Annotated in this window: 8 protein-coding genes, 3 tRNA genes and 3 rRNA genes; 12 read left to right on the top strand and 2 right to left on the bottom strand. The window is 59.1% G+C overall.

Features of this window, described 5'->3' with window-relative positions; all coding sequences use genetic code 11:
- The first annotated feature begins 407 nt into the window (after positions 1 to 407).
- From CEW89_RS09100 to CEW89_RS09075, 6 genes are all read left to right on the top strand, one after another.
- Positions 408 to 1,874 (top strand): 16S ribosomal RNA (locus CEW89_RS09100).
- 185 nt (positions 1,875 to 2,059) lie between these two features.
- Positions 2,060 to 2,136 (top strand) — tRNA-Ile (locus CEW89_RS09095).
- 24 nt (positions 2,137 to 2,160) lie between these two features.
- Positions 2,161 to 2,236 (top strand) — tRNA-Ala (locus CEW89_RS09090).
- A 409-nt stretch (positions 2,237 to 2,645) separates the two neighbouring features.
- A 23S ribosomal RNA gene (locus CEW89_RS09085) occupies positions 2,646 to 5,471 on the top strand.
- An 88-nt stretch (positions 5,472 to 5,559) separates the two neighbouring features.
- A 5S ribosomal RNA gene (rrf, locus tag CEW89_RS09080) occupies positions 5,560 to 5,674 on the top strand.
- Together the 16S, 23S and 5S rRNA genes with 3 tRNA genes alongside form the textbook arrangement of a ribosomal RNA operon.
- 55 nt (positions 5,675 to 5,729) lie before the next feature.
- Positions 5,730 to 5,806 (top strand) — tRNA-Met (locus tag CEW89_RS09075).
- Positions 5,807 to 6,146: 340 nt separating this feature from the next.
- Here the strand turns inward: CEW89_RS09075 and CEW89_RS09070 are convergent.
- Complete coding sequence (locus tag CEW89_RS09070; protein WP_157779811.1) at positions 6,147 to 7,226, bottom strand: glycosyltransferase 61 family protein; 1,080 nt, start codon at positions 7,224 to 7,226, stop codon at positions 6,147 to 6,149.
- Between the two features lie 272 nt (positions 7,227 to 7,498).
- Between CEW89_RS09070 and CEW89_RS09065 the strand changes: the two genes are divergently transcribed.
- From CEW89_RS09065 to CEW89_RS09040, 6 genes are all read left to right on the top strand, one after another.
- Positions 7,499 to 8,308, top strand: a complete 810-nt coding sequence (locus tag CEW89_RS09065; protein ID WP_096805684.1) for a hypothetical protein — start codon at positions 7,499 to 7,501, stop codon at positions 8,306 to 8,308.
- A gap of 9 nt (positions 8,309 to 8,317) precedes the next feature.
- The gene (locus CEW89_RS09060) at positions 8,318 to 10,111 is read left to right on the top strand and encodes a glycosyltransferase family 2 protein (protein WP_244906183.1); all 1,794 of its coding nucleotides are present in this window, start codon (positions 8,318 to 8,320) and stop codon (positions 10,109 to 10,111) included.
- Between the two features lie 82 nt (positions 10,112 to 10,193).
- Positions 10,194 to 11,576, top strand: a complete 1,383-nt coding sequence (locus CEW89_RS09055; RefSeq protein ID WP_096805683.1) for a hypothetical protein — start codon at positions 10,194 to 10,196, stop codon at positions 11,574 to 11,576.
- Complete coding sequence (locus tag CEW89_RS09050) at positions 11,576 to 12,307, top strand: hypothetical protein (protein WP_096805682.1); 732 nt, start codon at positions 11,576 to 11,578, stop codon at positions 12,305 to 12,307. The genes CEW89_RS09055 and CEW89_RS09050 overlap by 1 nt, the downstream gene beginning before the upstream one ends.
- Positions 12,297 to 14,621, top strand: coding sequence for a sulfatase-like hydrolase/transferase (locus tag CEW89_RS09045; RefSeq protein WP_096805681.1), 2,325 nt, complete (start codon positions 12,297 to 12,299; stop codon positions 14,619 to 14,621). Before CEW89_RS09050 ends, CEW89_RS09045 begins: the two co-directional genes overlap by 11 nt.
- 1 nt (position 14,622) lies before the next feature.
- Complete coding sequence (locus CEW89_RS09040; RefSeq protein ID WP_157779810.1) at positions 14,623 to 15,624, top strand: glycosyltransferase family 2 protein; 1,002 nt, start codon at positions 14,623 to 14,625, stop codon at positions 15,622 to 15,624.
- A gap of 12 nt (positions 15,625 to 15,636) precedes the next feature.
- On the opposite strand, the gene CEW89_RS09035 is transcribed toward CEW89_RS09040, so the two are convergent.
- Complete coding sequence (locus CEW89_RS09035) at positions 15,637 to 16,845, bottom strand: efflux RND transporter periplasmic adaptor subunit (RefSeq protein WP_096805679.1); 1,209 nt, start codon at positions 16,843 to 16,845, stop codon at positions 15,637 to 15,639.

The following is a 16,845-nucleotide window of genomic DNA, read 5'->3' as shown; positions in this document are numbered from 1 at the left end:
GCCTTAGAACCCCCTTCACCGGCGGCGCAGACAGCGCGGCACGGGACGCCAGACGGAACGGACGGGACGCCAGAGAGGGGTTCTTGAGGGGAAGCGAGGCAGAAAATTTTGAGGCAGATCTGGGCGGGCGCGCCGTAAGTTAGGGCGCACTGGTCTGGTTTTTGTCTCTGGCTCTTTGAAATTGATAGATGAACGAAGAGATATGTGGGCGGTTTGGTCTTAACGACAAGAACGTCTGTATATCGCACTCCTAGGACTTAGGTTCGATGATGGAGTGTCAGCTTCACTGTTTGTCGGCTTTCGGTATCTTTGATACCAAGCACGAGAAACAGTTTCCTGGAACCTTAGCCGGTTTCAGGAGTGATGTGCAGAGGTTCGACGTCAAGGTTAGCATAGTAATATGCTTTCAACTTGAGAGTTTGATCCTGGCTCAGAACGAACGCTGGCGGCAGGCCTAACACATGCAAGTCGAGCGAAGCCTTCGGGTTTAGCGGCGGACGGGTTAGTAACGCGTGGGAACGTACCCTTCACTACGGAATAGTCCCGGGAAACTGGGTTTAATACCGTATACGCCCTTTGGGGGAAAGAATTTCGGTGAGGGATCGGCCCGCGTTAGATTAGGTAGTTGGTGGGGTAATGGCCTACCAAGCCTACGATCTATAGCTGGTTTGAGAGGATGATCAGCAACACTGGGACTGAGACACGGCCCAGACTCCTACGGGAGGCAGCAGTGGGGAATCTTAGACAATGGGGGCAACCCTGATCTAGCCATGCCGCGTGAGTGATGAAGGCCTTAGGGTCGTAAAGCTCTTTCGCCTGTGAAGATAATGACGGTAGCAGGTAAAGAAACCCCGGCTAACTCCGTGCCAGCAGCCGCGGTAATACGGAGGGGGTTAGCGTTGTTCGGAATTACTGGGCGTAAAGCGCACGTAGGCGGATTAGTCAGTCAGAGGTGAAATCCCAGGGCTCAACCCTGGAACTGCCTTTGATACTGCTAGTCTTGAGTTCGAGAGAGGTAAGTGGAATTCCGAGTGTAGAGGTGAAATTCGTAGATATTCGGAGGAACACCAGTGGCGAAGGCGGCTTACTGGCTCGATACTGACGCTGAGGTGCGAAAGTGTGGGGAGCAAACAGGATTAGATACCCTGGTAGTCCACACCGTAAACGATGAATGCCAGTCGTCGGCAAGTATACTTGTCGGTGACACACCTAACGGATTAAGCATTCCGCCTGGGGAGTACGGTCGCAAGATTAAAACTCAAAGGAATTGACGGGGGCCCGCACAAGCGGTGGAGCATGTGGTTTAATTCGAAGCAACGCGCAGAACCTTACCAACCCTTGACATCCTGATCGCGGTTACGAGAGATCGTTTCCTTCAGTTCGGCTGGATCAGTGACAGGTGCTGCATGGCTGTCGTCAGCTCGTGTCGTGAGATGTTCGGTTAAGTCCGGCAACGAGCGCAACCCACATCCTTAGTTACCAGCGGTTTGGCCGGGGACTCTAGGGAAACTGCCCGTGATAAGCGGGAGGAAGGTGTGGATGACGTCAAGTCCTCATGGCCCTTACGGGTTGGGCTACACACGTGCTACAATGGCATCTACAGTGAGTTAATCTCCAAAAGATGTCTCAGTTCGGATTGGGGTCTGCAACTCGTCCCCATGAAGTCGGAATCGCTAGTAATCGCGTAACAGCATGACGCGGTGAATACGTTCCCGGGCCTTGTACACACCGCCCGTCACACCATGGGAGTTGGGTCTACCCGACGGCCGTGCGCTAACTCTTCGGAGGGGCAGCGGACCACGGTAGGCTCAGCGACTGGGGTGAAGTCGTAACAAGGTAGCCGTAGGGGAACCTGCGGCTGGATCACCTCCTTTCTAAGGATGTTTCTAGCAGAATGGCTTGCCTTTCTCGTGAAACACTTAGCAGCTACACGTCCTCAAGTAGCGCTCTGCGCGGTAGGACACTAAAATGTAGCATAGATCAACAATAGTTGATCAAACTCGGCCAGGCCGTCCTCATATCTCTTCGTAAAGTATCACAGACCTACCGGTCTGGACTTGGGTCGGTAGCTCAGGTGGTTAGAGCGCACGCCTGATAAGCGTGAGGTCGGAGGTTCAAGTCCTCCTCGACCCACCACTAATTCGCTGAAACAGCGAGTATGGGGCCTTAGCTCAGCTGGGAGAGCATCTGCTTTGCAAGCAGAGGGTCATCGGTTCGATCCCGATAGGCTCCACCATTACCACTAAGATTACATCAGCAAGCACTGAGATCAGTGTTTGCTCGTCTAATCTTAGACGACAATTGACATCGTATAGAGAGATTAAATGCAACATCGTTGATCGCCCAAGTGAGGGTTGATCTCGGTCGCTTCCGCAAGGAAGGCATTCAGCGGACCACATTCCCGGTCCAACGTCTGTATCGCGGCTGAAAAGATGATGTTGCCCAAGTCAAGTAAACTAACCAAGTTGCGGTTCTGCGGAACTGCAGCGCGTTTCCGATCCCATACAAGATCGGAAGCGGGAAAGTATGCTTTTGGTCCTGAAAGTATAGCTTCGCGTCTTTACCAGCTCGCGTTGCTCGCAAACTTCGTCCTCAAGTCGCCGACAGGCGGTAGGACATCATGTAGTTTTGCTCTTTCTGGATCAAATCAAGCGCGAGAAGGGCGTTTGGTGGATGCCTTGGCAGTAAGAGGCGATGAAGGACGTGATACTCTGCGATAAGCTATGGGGAGCCGAGAATAGGCTTTGATCCATGGATTTCCGAATGGGGGAACCCACCTGACAGTTCGATATAATAGCTTAGGCTGCTTATATCTTGCTGAAACAGGTACTTTTAACCTGAACACATAGGGTTTTAAGAGCAAACCCGGGGAACTGAAACATCTAAGTACCCGGAGGAAAGGACATCAATAGAGACTTCCCTAGTAGCGGCGAGCGAACGGGAACCAGCCGAGCCATGAGAGTGACTGGAACAGATTGGAAAGTCTGGCCATAGCGGGTGACAGCCCCGTACAGGAAGCTCAATTGGACGTATTAAGTAGGGCGGAACACGTGAAATTCTGTCTGAAGATCGGGGGACCACCCCCGAAGGCTAAGTACTCCTTACTGACCGATAGCGAACCAGTACCGTGAGGGAAAGGTGAAAAGCACCCCGACGAGGGGAGTGAAACAGTTTCTGAAACCGGACGCCTACAAGCAGTCGGAGGGACCTCGAGTCCTGACGGCGTACCTTTTGTATAATGGGTCATCGACTTGGTCTTACGAGCAAGCTTAAGCCGTTAGGTGTAGGCGCAGCGAAAGCGAGTCTTAATAGGGCGCATGAGTTCGTGGGATCAGACCCGAAACCGAGTGATCTAGGCATGACCAGGATGAAGGTAAGGTAACACTTACTGGAGGTCCGAACCCACACCTGTTGAAAAAGGTCGGGATGAGTTGTGCCTAGGGGTGAAAGGCCAATCAAACTCGGAGATAGCTGGTTCTCTGCGAAATCTATTTAGGTAGAGCGTCATCCGAATACCCCGGGGGGTAGAGCACTGGATGGGTAATGGGGCCCCACAGGCTTACTGATCCTAACCAAACTCCGAATACCCGGGAGTACTAGATGGCAGACACACTGCGGGTGCTAACGCCCGTAGTGGAGAGGGAAACAACCCTGACCTCCGGCTAAGGCCCCTAATTCATGGCTAAGTGGGAAAGCAGGTGGGACGACCAAAACAACCAGGAGGTTGGCTTAGAAGCAGCCATCCTTTAAAGATAGCGTAACAGCTCACTGGTCTAGATAAGTTGTCCTGCGGCGAAGATGTAACGGGGCTCAAGCCATGAGCCGAAGCCGAGGATGCCGTAAGGCATGGTAGCAGAGCGTGGTGTGATATAGCTTCATGCCTCCTTAGATCCTTCGGGATCATTGGAGGCTCGAAGCTTTCTGTGAAGCGGGCGCGTGAGCGATCCCGTGGAGAGATCACCAGTGAGAATGATGACATGAGTAGCGACAAACAGGGTGAGAGACCCTGTCGCCGAAAGTCCAAGGGTTCCTGCTTAAAGCTAATCTGAGCAGGGTAAGCCGACCCCTAAGGCGAGGCCGAAAGGCGTAGTCGATGGGAACACTGTTAATATTCAGTGGCCAGAGAGAAGTGACGGATCGCAAAGGTCGTTCATCCTTATCGGATTGAATGGGCGGCTGAGCGGTCCCTGGAAATAGCCTCTCATTAGATCGTACCCTAAACCGACACAGGTGGACTGGTAGAGAATACCAAGGCGCTTGAGAGAACGATGTTGAAGGAACTCGGCAAAATACCTCCGTAAGTTCGCGAGAAGGAGGCCCAGTTTCTACGCAAGTATTGGCTGGGGGCACAAACCAGGGGGTGGCGACTGTTTACTAAAAACACAGGGCTCTGCGAAGTCGCAAGACGACGTATAGGGTCTGACGCCTGCCCGGTGCCTGAAGGTTAAAAGGAGAGGTGCAAGCCTTGAATTGAAGCCCAGGTAAACGGCGGCCGTAACTATAACGGTCCTAAGGTAGCGAAATTCCTTGTCGGGTAAGTTCCGACCTGCACGAATGGCGTAACGACTTCCCCGCTGTCTCCAACATCGACTCAGCGAAATTGAATTGCCTGTCAAGATGCAGGCTTCCCGCGGTTAGACGGAAAGACCCCGTGCACCTTTACTACAGCTTCACACTGGCATCAGGCACAACATGTGCAGGATAGGTGGTAGGCTTTGAAGCAGGAACGCCAGTTCCTGTGGAGCCTTCCTTGAGATACCACCCTTGTTCTGCTTGATGTCTAACCGCGACCCATTATCTGGGCCCGGGACCCTGTGTGGCGGGTAGTTTGACTGGGGCGGTCGCCTCCCAAAGAGTAACGGAGGCGCGCGAAGGTTGGCTCAGAGCGGTCGGAAATCGCTCGTTGAGTGCAATGGCAGAAGCCAGCCTGACTGCAAGACTGACAAGTCGAGCAGAGACGAAAGTCGGCCATAGTGATCCGGTGGTCCCGAGTGGAAGGGCCATCGCTCAACGGATAAAAGGTACGCCGGGGATAACAGGCTGATACTGCCCAAGAGTCCATATCGACGGCAGTGTTTGGCACCTCGATGTCGGCTCATCTCATCCTGGGGCTGGAGCAGGTCCCAAGGGTATGGCTGTTCGCCATTTAAAGAGGTACGTGAGCTGGGTTTAGAACGTCGTGAGACAGTTCGGTCCCTATCTGCCGTGGGTGTAGGATACTTGAGAGGAGTTGCCCCTAGTACGAGAGGACCGGGGTGAACGATCCACTGGTGGACCTGTTATCGTGCCAACGGTAGTGCAGGGTAGCTATGATCGGAAAGGATAACCGCTGAAGGCATCTAAGCGGGAAGCCCCCCTCAAAACAAGGTATCCCTGAGGGCCGTGGAAGACCACCACGTCGATAGGCTGGAGATGTAAGTGCAGCAATGCATTCAGTTGACCAGTACTAATTGCCCGATAGGCTTGATTTGATCCAGTAAAAGCAAAACTGCTCTTACTCGAACGAAATCAAAAGCATACACAAAACTTACTTGACTTGGACATAAGCTCATTATTCGGTTTGGTGGTCACAGCGTCAGTGAAACACCCGATCCCTTCCCGAACTCGGCCGTTAAGCACGATTGCGCCAATGGTACTGCGTCTTAAGACGTGGGAGAGTAGGTCACCGCCAAACCTAATAATCAGCTTATTAATCTCTCATACGATGCTTAACACACATTCGACCCTGTCGCGGGATGGAGCAGCCCGGTAGCTCGTCAGGCTCATAACCTGAAGGTCGTAGGTTCAAATCCTACTCCCGCAACCAAGGTCGAATACAAAATTCCCATATAACACAAAACAATAGGCGCCTTCCGGGCGTTTCTTGCGTTTGGGCCGTAGCGTACCAAAAACCACGCTGGAAGCAAATGGGGCGAGCTCAACAGTGTGGTGGATAGGCAACAGATCGAATTTCTTTGTTAACAAAGTTTAACAGAATTCGATTTCCGCAATGCCCTTTCCTTCAGAACGTACCACAAGCTCACCGTTTGCATGGCGGGGATGAAACATGTTCTCGTGTGCTCGGTTCAAGCCCACCGTTATCCTGATGACGGGATCCAGCCATAGGGTGAGAGGGGCTGGGACGCAACTGACCGGTCGGTTGAGTGTTAAGCCTCGTGCGAAATCTCTGCGAGCCGGATCTCGATGCCAAGTTTCTCGCTCAAGAGACGACGTTCCGCTTCGATCACCTCGGGGCCGGGGGCGGTCCAGCCCGTTGTGTCATTGATGTAGCCGGCTTCAACAAGCTTGCGCCCGAGCGTGGGGAAGTCCAGCTCCGCGTAAAGCTCGTTCGATTGTCCGGCTCCGTCGAACTGGTAATAGCGGCCATTGAGCGCATCCATCACGTTGATCTGCATCCTGGCAAACCATTGGTATTGCGTCAGATAGTCGTCGAGCACATCGGCCGGGCGGCGCTGGATGATCGCCAGGCGACTGTCGGGCCGGGCGAAGAAGGCTGCCATGTGCAGCGCGGAATTGTCGCTCGAGATGATCGTGTGGGCCGCGGCATATTGTGCCGCCTGCGCTTCGAGGTCATGGGTCTGCGGGTGATAGATGTGATAGCCTTCGGCTTTCAGCAGCGCTTCGATCCGGTCCTCGGCGAAATAGCGACCGCGTTTCGAATACAGCTCCGTGCGGGAGATGTAGATCTTTTCGGGCCCTTCGGGTTTGACGCGATCTGCGAGCACCTTGTGGATGTGGGCGCGAAACTCCGGGCTCCCGGCGATCATGTCGCCGGTGCCAAACCCCTGTGGTGCCAGCACAAGACGCTCAACACGGGTCGGGGCCTTGATCCCCGCGAGCTTGCCGATGCCTCCGGCGAACATGTCGATCATCGGCGCCATCGGATCGGTGAAACGACGCGGGCGGTTCACCTGTTTCTTCATCAGGAAGGCGACGTTTTCGACCTCCGGCATCACGCTGCGGGCCCAGAGCCGGGAGGTGGATTCCAGAAGCGCGTGACCGAAATGCTGATACAGCAGCCCGCCGAACAGCCATGTGCCCTTGAGCTCGTCCTCTGCCTCTGGGACCGGGCCTTTCGGCTCGGTGGTGGTGGCGGCGGAGGTGTTGCGGAAACACTGACTGAGCTGCTGATAGACCCCCTGTGCATCATAGACCCCGGCGGGCCGGGAAATGCCGCGCTTACGCCCTTCGCCCCAAGGCACGATGAGCGCGTTTTCGAGTGTCACGATGTCATCTGTCAGGGGAGACTGGGGATTGAACACGGGGCGGGATCTCGTCACATTTTGCCTTTTGCGGGAGACTAGCACAGATCGCCTTGTGCGCAATCGAGTTGCGGTGGTGCGGGTGGGCCAAGCACCGGGTTTCGCAAGATTTCTCGCGACTTTCCTCCTAGGCGGCCTGTGAGCGGCAATAGACAGGCCGGGGCGCTTGGGATAAGCTCCGCGAGAAAAGGGCAGAGACCCCGTTCATATGGTCAACCAGGGCAGAGAGTATCATCATGCAACTGAACCGTCGTCCCGTCGCCTCCCTGTGGATCGGCGACAAGCTGCAATATCTCAATCAGTTGTGTCTCAAATCGCACCTGCGGCACGGCCATCCGACGACGCTCTATTGCACCGACGAGGTGACGAACGCGCCCGAAGGCGTCAACATCCGCCCCGCCTCGGAGATCATGGACATCGACATGAGCGTGGTGGAGAACACCTCCGCTTCCTTCCTGTCGAATGTGTTCCGCTACAAGATGATCCAGAAGACCGGCGCGATCTGGATCGACTGCGATGCGTTCTGCCACAAGCCCTTCCCGGACGAATGGGAGCATATCTACGCGGGGCACGGCATGCGCGGGGCGCTCAACTGTGGTGTGGTCGGCATTCCGCAGACGGGCGAGCTGATGGACCGTCTGCTGGATTATTACGACAACCTGCCGGATTACCCGGCCTGGTGGAACAAGAACCAGCGCAAGAAGATGGACCGGCTCGACCCGTCCATTCCTCTGCCGGTTCGGATCTACAAGACCGAACGCACCGCCTTCGGTCCGCAGGCTTTCACCTATTTCGCCCAGCAGACCGGTGACATCAAACATGCGATGACCAACGACGTGCTCTATCCGGTGCCGTTCCAATTGAACGACATCTTCTACGATCCTTACGGGCGTGTCGAAGGCTGGTTCACCGAGAACACGGTCAGCGTTCATCTCTACACCAACGGCACCAAACCGTGGTGGCGCAAGAACGTGCCGCTGGAGAATTCCTATGCCGATCGCATGTGCAAGGAAGTTGGGATCGACCCGTCTCTGGCGCTGGAGTAAGCGCGCGGCATGGATCTGAAGAAACATGTCAGCCCGCATGGCACGGTGATGGCCGTGTCGATGATGAAGGACGAAGCGCCCTATCTTCTGGAGTGGTTCGCCCATCATATGGCGGTCGGTTTTACCGATATTCTGGTCTATACCAACGACTGTAGCGACGGCACCGACGATATGCTGATCCGGCTCGAAGAGCTGGGCCTTGGCTATCACCGGCGCAACGACATCCCCGAAGGTATCAAGCCGCAGCCCTCCGCGCTCAACTATGCGCAGGAGGAGCCGCTGGTGGCGGCGGCGGATTGGGTGTTGGTGTTCGATGCGGATGAGTTTCTCTGCATCAAACATGGCGACGGCACGCTTGACGGCATGCTGAGCGAGGCGGAAGAGAAGGGTGCCAATGGCATCGTCATCACATGGCGCATTTTCGGGTCGGGCTATGTCGAGGACTGGTCGCGCGATCCGGTGACCGAGCAATATCTCTATGCCGCACCGCCTTTGTGGAACAAGGGCTGGGGTGTGAAGACCCTGTTCAAATTCGACCCGGAATATTGGAAGCTCGGCATTCACCGCCCGAAGATGAAGACCAAGCATCTCAAGGACGGCTATCCCGACACGGTGCATTGGCTCAATGGTTCGGGCGCGCCGATGGAGGATTATTTCAAGTTTCGCGGCTGGCGCTCGATCCGGCGCACGCTGGGCTATGACTGGGCGCAGATGAACCACTATGCGGTCAAGGGCATCGACGCCTATGCGATCCGCAAGTTCCGCGGCAACGTGAACAACAAGAAAGACAAGTATAACGCGGATTACTGGGCGCTTCAGGACCGCAACGAGGTGAAAGACGACTCGATCCTGCGTCATGCGGCGCGGCGAGCGGAGATCATGGAGGAGTTGCTGAAGGACCCGGTTCTGAACCGGCTCCATTTCGCGGCCCTCGACCGGGTGGAGGCGCGGCTCAACGAGTACAAACAGACCGAAGCCTATGCCGAGATGAAGCGCGGGCTGATCGAGGCAGGCAAGGTGCCGATCAACAAGGTGGTCGCGAAACCGCCGCAGGCCCGCGATCCGGCCAAGATCGCCGCGCTCATGAGCGAGGTCGAAAAGACCACCTCCGACAAACCCAAAGAAGAGCGCCGCAACCCGGTCGCGGATGGCTGGCATGACGATTTCCTGCCGCCGAAGGTGAAATTGCAGGACAATCCGCATATCGACGTGGTCGCCAATCATGACATCATGATCCCGGCCGATGCCGCCGTGTTCGGACCCGATGCGCTCGACCAGATCGCGGAGGGCAAATACGCGCGTCGTCACATGCGGTTCATCACCGCGCAGTTGCAGGCCGGGGATCGGTTGCTCAACATCGGCGGCGAGGCGGGGGTCGTGGTGCTTCAGGCGCTCAAGACCGTCCCCGATCTCATCGCCATGGCCCAGCACAGCCGCCCCGACATCGCGCGGGTGACCGAAGGCTTGGCACGGCGCAACGGTCTGATGGACAGCTCGCGGTTACGGGTCACCGACGGGCCGCTCGTTTTCGCCACGGATGGGGCCGATGAGGCGAGCGGGTTTCTGGCCTATGCCAAGGATTTCCGCCCTTCCGTCTTGCGGCTTTGCGACCGGGATGTGACGCCGGGCGTGCTTGTGAACATGAAGCTCGACCGGTTGCGCCGAATTATTCTGCCGATGGAGCTGTTCTGTGAGGATGCGCCGCAGGAGGCTTATCAGGACGTGCTTGAAGGGCTCGGGTTTGCCCTTAACGAGGACTGGCAGGATCGCGGCATGCTGATTTTCGATCGGAGCCGAACGTGACGCAGGGCGGTCGTGACAGGGCCGGGTGACAGGGCAACACATTCCGGACTATCTTTGAAACAGGGTTCAGCAAGGGCAGGCAATGTCTTCCGACGAAAGACGTATCGAGCAAACGGGTGACGGGCGGGTGCTTTTGCGGGCGCGCAACGGCGATGTCATCCGCTATGACGACACCGGGCTGATCCTGAAACTGTCCGATCGGGTCGTGGCCGATCTGCGCCAGCGTCTTGTCGTTCCGATCGACGCGGAGGTGTTGGGCGATGTGGACGCCTGGAACCTGCGCGCGCTGGGAGATTGGCTGTTCTTTGACGCCAATCTTCCGGGCATGCCGGGGCCACGCGGCTATCGGCGAGCCATAGAAGGCGGGGCCATTCTGGCGGAAACGCCGGGGCCGGTTCTGGGCGTGTTGAGCCTTGGCGGCGCGCGACGCACGCGCGCCATTCCGGGGGCCGGGGCCTATCCCTATCATATCGTGGTGCCCGAGGATGACATCGGCGCGGTCGGCATGGCCGGGATCGAGGACGCGCCCGAAACGCATCGCGCCGAGGGCCTGCGCGAACAGACACAGGACGCGCTTTTGGCCGAGGAAATGCTGCGGCTGCGGCAGGTTTCAGGGCGGGGGCTGCCCCTGATCCTTGCACGTTGCGAGACCGACCGCTCGGCGTCTCTGGCCGATCTGGCATCGGGCAAGGCCTTTGACAATCTGATGCGCGCCGCCGCCAATCTCAAGGCGCTGGCCGAGACCCTGAACAAACCCGCAAAGCTTGCCGCGCTGAGTGTCGATTTCGCGCTCGAAGATATTTTGACGCCGGAGGCCGAGTTTGCGCCTGCGATGCGCGCTTTGCTTGAAACTCTTGCGAAGGCGTTCTGGCAGATAGACTTGCGCCCAGTGCCGGCGCTGATGGTGTTCGACACCACGGCCTCCGAGCCGGGGCGCGACCGGCGGGCGGCACAATGGGAGCTGGCGGTTTATGGTGGCGAGATGGGGCCGGTCTTTACGCTTCCGAGCTATGCGCTTGAGCTGGACGAGGCGCTGCGTCCGACCGAAGCGGCGATGCGCCTGCGCGCCCGCACGGAGGCGGCGGCATTGATGGAGATCGAAGCCGGGCGGGGATGGCATTGTCCGAGGGTCTTGTTGGCCGAATGGGAGGGCAAGCGCGCGATCCGCCTGCGCACCGATGCGGCGACGCCTCTGGTGCTGGAGGCTGACAATCCGTTTGGGGCCGTCGATGGCGGGTTGCGGATCGCGGGGCCGGAGGGTGCGATTGCGATTGCTTCGGTCACGGTGGATGCGGACGAGCCGCGCGATGTTTTGATCGAAATGGCCGAGAACGCCCCGCGCAAGGGGCTGATGCTGAGCTATGCTTGGGACGGCCCCGGTGCCTTGCGTGACAGTTGGACGTCTTCGCTTGCACCCGATGTGAAACGCTGGGCCTTGCCCGCCCGACTTGAGGTGCATGGCTGATGTTATATGTCGATATGGACCTGCCCCAAGGCGCGTTGCTGCCTGCTGCCGACGCGCAAGAAAACCCCGGGGGGATCGTGTTCGATGCGGCTGGTCTGGTGATCGAGGACGGACGTGTTAGCGGTTGGCGCGACCTGTCGGGCACCCGGGTTGCGCGCCCGGCGACCCCGAATGAGGGCCATGCGCGGCAAGAAACCCTTGGTGCCCGGCCCGTCTTGCGGCTGCGCGATGGGGTGAATTGCGGATTTGCCCTTGAAGAACTGGCGCTTCAGGCGCCCCGGTTCAGTGTGGCGGTGATGTTTGCCTCTCCGATGGGGCGGGCCAGTACGCTGATGACGCTGAACCCGCGCGAGGGGCGCGATTATCTTTTCCTCTCGGAAGCCGACGGGGTGGTTGAGCTGAAATTCCGCGATGGCGTGGCGGGTCTGACCCGACCGACGGCGCATTCGGAGGGGTGTTTCTCGCTGGTCTGTGCCTCGGTCGAGGGCGGCAAGATGAAATTGGCGGTCAATGGCGAGACGCCGAGCGGGCTGGCCGTGCCTTCGGGGCTGGAGGCCGGGTTTCATGACCTGTTCATCGGCTGTCGCAGCGACCGGGCGGGGATCAAAAAGACGCTGGGCGAGGCGCAGATCGCGCGGCTTTGGATCTGGCCGGGCGAGGATGTGTTTGCGGGGGAGGCCTATGGCAAGCTGACGGCGCTTTGGCAAAAGGAGGCGGCCTATGGGCTTTGATCGCGAGAGTATCCGGGGCGACAATCTTTGTGTCATCTGGATTGATGACATGATCGACATTTTCACATGGCGCAACGCCTTCGGGATCGAGATCAAGACGCCCAATATCGACCGGCTGATGGCCAGGGGCGCGCGCTTTGCGAATGCCTATGCCACCGTGCCGCTCTGCGCGCCCTGCCGCGCCGAACTGGCGACGGGGCTTTCGCCGTTTCGCACCGGGCTTGTCGATCTCAATCGGCTCTGGCGCGATCTTTTGCCGCCGACGGCGGCGTGGCAATACGATCTGCGCCGTGCCGGGTTCGAGACCTTCACCACCGGCAAGACCGATGGCAATTACAAAGCCATGCCGGAGGAGTACAAACGCCTGTTGTTCCACCACGACGTGGAGGCCAATGACAAGGGCGGGCGCAAGGGCGTCAAGGATTACCTCGACGGCAAGGGGCCGGGGGTTGCGGGGGTCAATCACCCGAATGACGACGGCTCGCAGGACGACCGGTTTTTCGATTTTTGGGTGGCGCAGAATGCCATCGACCATCTGGCGAAAATCGACCCGGAGCGGCGGCATCTCATCCAGCTCGGGTTCAAGCATCCGCATTACAATCTGGTGACGCCGGACCGGTTTTATCAGATGTATGACGTCGACAAGATCACATGGCCGGAAATTGCCGCCGAGGCGGATTATCATGGGCCGCAGCCGGGCATGGCTGTCTATGAGCTGGCCTATATCGTCAATGGTCAATGGACGCCGGAGCGGGCGGGGGACGAGGGCTGGCGGCAGGTGGTGCGGGCCTATTTCGCAGCCTGTTCGCATGTGGATCACGAGATCGGGCGGTTCCTCGACGCGCTGGAGGCCTCGGAGATCGGCGATAAAACCACGGTGCTTTTGCTGTCGGACAACGGCTTCAACCTCGGCAATCACGACAGTTTCCATAAGATGAGCCAATGGGACAGCGCCGCCCATGTGCCGCTTTGCGTCTGGTCGCCGCGGATGGAGGCGGGGACGGAGGTCACGCTGCCGGTGTCGCTGCACAATGTGCCCAAGACGATCATGGATCTGGCGGGGCTGCCTTATCGGCCCGACTGGGTGTCGGGGCAGAGCCTTTTGCCGCTGATCGACGCGAGCTTTGGCACGTTCGACACGACGAAATCGCCGATCACCTGCGTATTCGGCACGCTCTCTGTGCGGCCTTCGGTCGAGGGGCTGAGCCAGTATCGCTATTTCCGCTACCCGAATGGCGAGGAGCATGTTTATGACGTGGTCGCCGATCCGGGCGAGACCACGAACCTCGCCGATACGGCACCTTTGGAACGGCTGCGCGAGGAGCTTGTCAAAGGCGCTTTGAACCTCGGGCTGGACCTGCGCGGATTTGAGAACCCGGCCGATGGTGTGAACGCGATGATGGCGGTCGATGGCACGGTGGTGATGGCCGGGGGCCGGGGCGACAATGATTATTGGGCCTATGGCTCGGACGCCGAGAAGATCGTTGAGAACAAGGACGGCGGCACGGACACGCTTTGGTATATGGCGGGGCCGGACGATTATGTTTTGCATGCCCCTGCCAACATTGAAAAAATCCGCATCGCCACGGTGGTGTCTCGCAATGAGAAAGCCAATGCGGACGGCTCGCGCGATGGCAAACGCCTGCGCATTGTGGCCCATCCCGACAGCCCGATCGAGTTTGAAACCTCGGAGCGGGTGACGATCGAGGTGCAGGGCTCGCTGGGCGACGATGTGATGATCGGGCCGAAATACGCGGGTGCGGAATTCCATGGTGGGGCGGGGAACGACCGGCTGATCGCGCGCTCGAAACGGCGCAAGGACCGCAACCGCTTCTTTGGCGGCGCGGGCAACGATTACCTCTGGGGCGGCGGCGGGCACGACCATTTGGATGGGGGCACGGGCGACGATGAGATTCACGGCAACGAAGGCCACAACACGATCTTCGGCGGGCATGGCAACGATCTGATCACCGACGGGCCGGGGTCTTCGGAGATCGATACAGGGCCGGGGCGCAACCGGGTGATTTCGGAAGAGGGCGACGACACGATCCGCGTCGGCACCGGGGAGAACACGCTCACCGGCGGGCCGGGAAAGACCACCTATGTCATCGCTTGGGGCGGGCTGAGCCGGATCACCGACTGGCATCCGGGCGTGACGCTCGATCTCACGGATTGGCCGGGGGTGCCGGAGATCGGCGGGAGTGCTGCGGGTGTCGAAATCCGGCTGGGGGCCTCCGTCGTGATCCTCGAAGGGGCGGCGGATGTCGGAGCCATTGTCGGAACGGTACGGGGCACCATGGACAAGGGGCGCTGATATGGCGAAGAAAAGCCGTTACATGATCGTGACGCCGATGAAGAACGAGGGACCCTATATTCTCGATTGGGTTGCGCATCACATGGCGCTGGGGTTCGATCATTTCTTTGTCGTGACCAACGATTGCGACGATGGCACCGACCGTATCCTCGACCGGCTGGCCGAGATGGGTCATGTCACCCATGTGCCCAATCCGCGCATGCTCAAACGCAGCCAGGGCGCGTGGCATGTCATGGCGTTGCGCTATGCTGCGCTGTTCAACATCTACCGCGATGCGGACTGGATCATGTTCTCCGACGTGGACGAATATCTCCAGGTCAACACCCGGACGAAAACCCTCGACGGGTTTCTCGATCGGGTGGGCAAGACGGATGTGATCTCCTTCACCTCGATTCCCTATAACAGCAATGGCCAGAAGGCTTTCGTCGATGCGCCGCTGGTCGGGCAGTTCACCGAGCGCAACAAGGGCTATGAGGCGGCGCGGGCGGTGGGGAAAACTCTGTCGAACGCGGTGAAGACGATGTTCCGCAACGAAGTCCCGTTCACGCGGCGGCGCAATCATCGGCCTCTGTTGGCGGAGTTCTCGCAGACCGGGTTTGTCTGGCGGGACGGCTCCGGCAGCGTGCTCGACGCGGACTATACCGATGGCGGGGCCAAGGCGATTGACGCGGTGAGCACCGTGCAATTCGCCCAGCTCAACCATTATGCCATCCGCAGCATGGAGGCGTTTCTGGTCAAGGTGGATCGCGGCGATGCGGTGTTGACGGAGCGACTGGGGGCCTCTGTGAACTATTGGAAAGGCTATAATACCCCGGGGGATGTGGACCTGCGCTATGTCACGCCGTCTCCTTTGACGCGCAAGATCCGCGCCGGGTTTGCCCGCGATCCGGAACTTGCGGAATGGCACGCGTTCGCGGTGGCGGCGCATAAGGCCAAGGTGGCGCAGATCCTCGGGACCGAAGAGGGCCGGATGATTGCCGAGAAAATCGGCTATTTCTCCTAGGCGCTGCGCAGGTCAGAGGCTCTCGCGATCCACGATGCGCACCCCGTCCGCAATCGTGTCGGCGGGATGCGGGATGACCTGATCTCCCTCACTGAGCCCGGAGAGCAGTTCGACCATGCGATCCGACTGGTGGCCAATCTCGACCGCCTTCTGCCGGGCCACGCCGCCGTCGTTGACGAAGACCGCCCAGCCGTCGCCGTCGCGGAACATCGCCGAGACCGGCATCATGAGCACATCCTCGGCCTCCCATTCCACCACCTTGAGAAACACGGCATATTGATGCCCGAGGCCGGGGCGATCCGTAGCGGGGGTAATGAGGTCGAAGACGGCGGAGACGCGCTGTTCCTCGATGCCCAGAGACGAGGTGTGGGTCTCGGCCTTGGGCGCGAGGCTCTTGAGGCGGGCTTCGAGTGCGGGCGTGCCGCCCCAGCGTTCGACCATGGCGCGGGCCCCGATCTCGAGGCCGACGGCGTCGGAGGAGAGCAGATCCGCTTCGATTTCGAGATCCGTCACATCGCCCAGCGACAACAAGGATGAGCCGACCGCGACCGCATGTTCGGAGACCTGGGTGATCGACAGGACCCTGCCGGAAATCGGGGCGGTGAGAGCGATGCAACAGCTCTCGCCTGTGCTCTCCTCGGTTCCCGGCTCGATCAGCGCTGCCTTGGCGCGGGCCAGGGAAGACTGGGCCATCTGGACATTCGACACGGCGGCGTCGCGGGCAGCGTTGCGGACAGAGAGGAGCTGTTGCGCGTCTTCCAGCGTTGTCACGGAGGAAACGCCGCGGGTCACAAGCGCCCTGGTCCGCTCGAACTGGCTTTGGGCGTAGGACAGCTCTTCTTCGGATTGCCGCAACTGAGCCTGCGCGAGATCGGCCGCAGCGGCGGCTTCGCGGACGGCGGCCTCAAGCTGAACCCGGCTCCGGGCGTCGATCAAGGACGGGCTGAGGGGTTCGACGCGGGCAACCGTATCGCCCGCCGTCACCGCATCGCCCTCCTCGACCGGTGAGCGCAGCGCCGTGCCCGCGATGGGGGAGGAGACCTCATAGACATTGCGGATGCGGGTCTTGCCGTCGGCGTTGATCGTCACGGCCATATGGCCCCGCGTCACCTCCGTGAGATCGACCGCCACCGGATGCGGGCGGAAGGCGATGAACAGGAGCGCTGCCACGAGGGCCAGGACAATGAGGCTCAAGAGCGATTTGCGGGATTTCGAAGTCAT

The organism is Celeribacter ethanolicus (genome assembly GCF_002407265.1).
In the GTDB taxonomy this organism is placed as follows: domain Bacteria; phylum Pseudomonadota; class Alphaproteobacteria; order Rhodobacterales; family Rhodobacteraceae; genus Celeribacter; species Celeribacter ethanolicus.
This window is presented reverse-complemented; position numbering and strand designations above follow the sequence as displayed.

Coding starts and splice junctions, on each gene's coding strand:
- CEW89_RS09040 (WP_157779810.1), top strand. CDS start 14,623: ATGGCGAAGAAAAGCCGTTACATGATCGTGACGCCGATGAAGAACGAG.
- CEW89_RS09065 (WP_096805684.1), top strand. CDS start 7,499: ATGCAACTGAACCGTCGTCCCGTCGCCTCCCTGTGGATCGGCGACAAG.
- CEW89_RS09035 (WP_096805679.1), bottom strand. CDS start 16,845: ATGACTTCGAAATCCCGCAAATCGCTCTTGAGCCTCATTGTCCTGGCC.
- CEW89_RS09050 (WP_096805682.1), top strand. CDS start 11,576: ATGTTATATGTCGATATGGACCTGCCCCAAGGCGCGTTGCTGCCTGCT.
- CEW89_RS09055 (WP_096805683.1), top strand. CDS start 10,194: ATGTCTTCCGACGAAAGACGTATCGAGCAAACGGGTGACGGGCGGGTG.
- CEW89_RS09045 (WP_096805681.1), top strand. CDS start 12,297: ATGGGCTTTGATCGCGAGAGTATCCGGGGCGACAATCTTTGTGTCATC.
- CEW89_RS09060 (WP_244906183.1), top strand. CDS start 8,318: ATGGATCTGAAGAAACATGTCAGCCCGCATGGCACGGTGATGGCCGTG.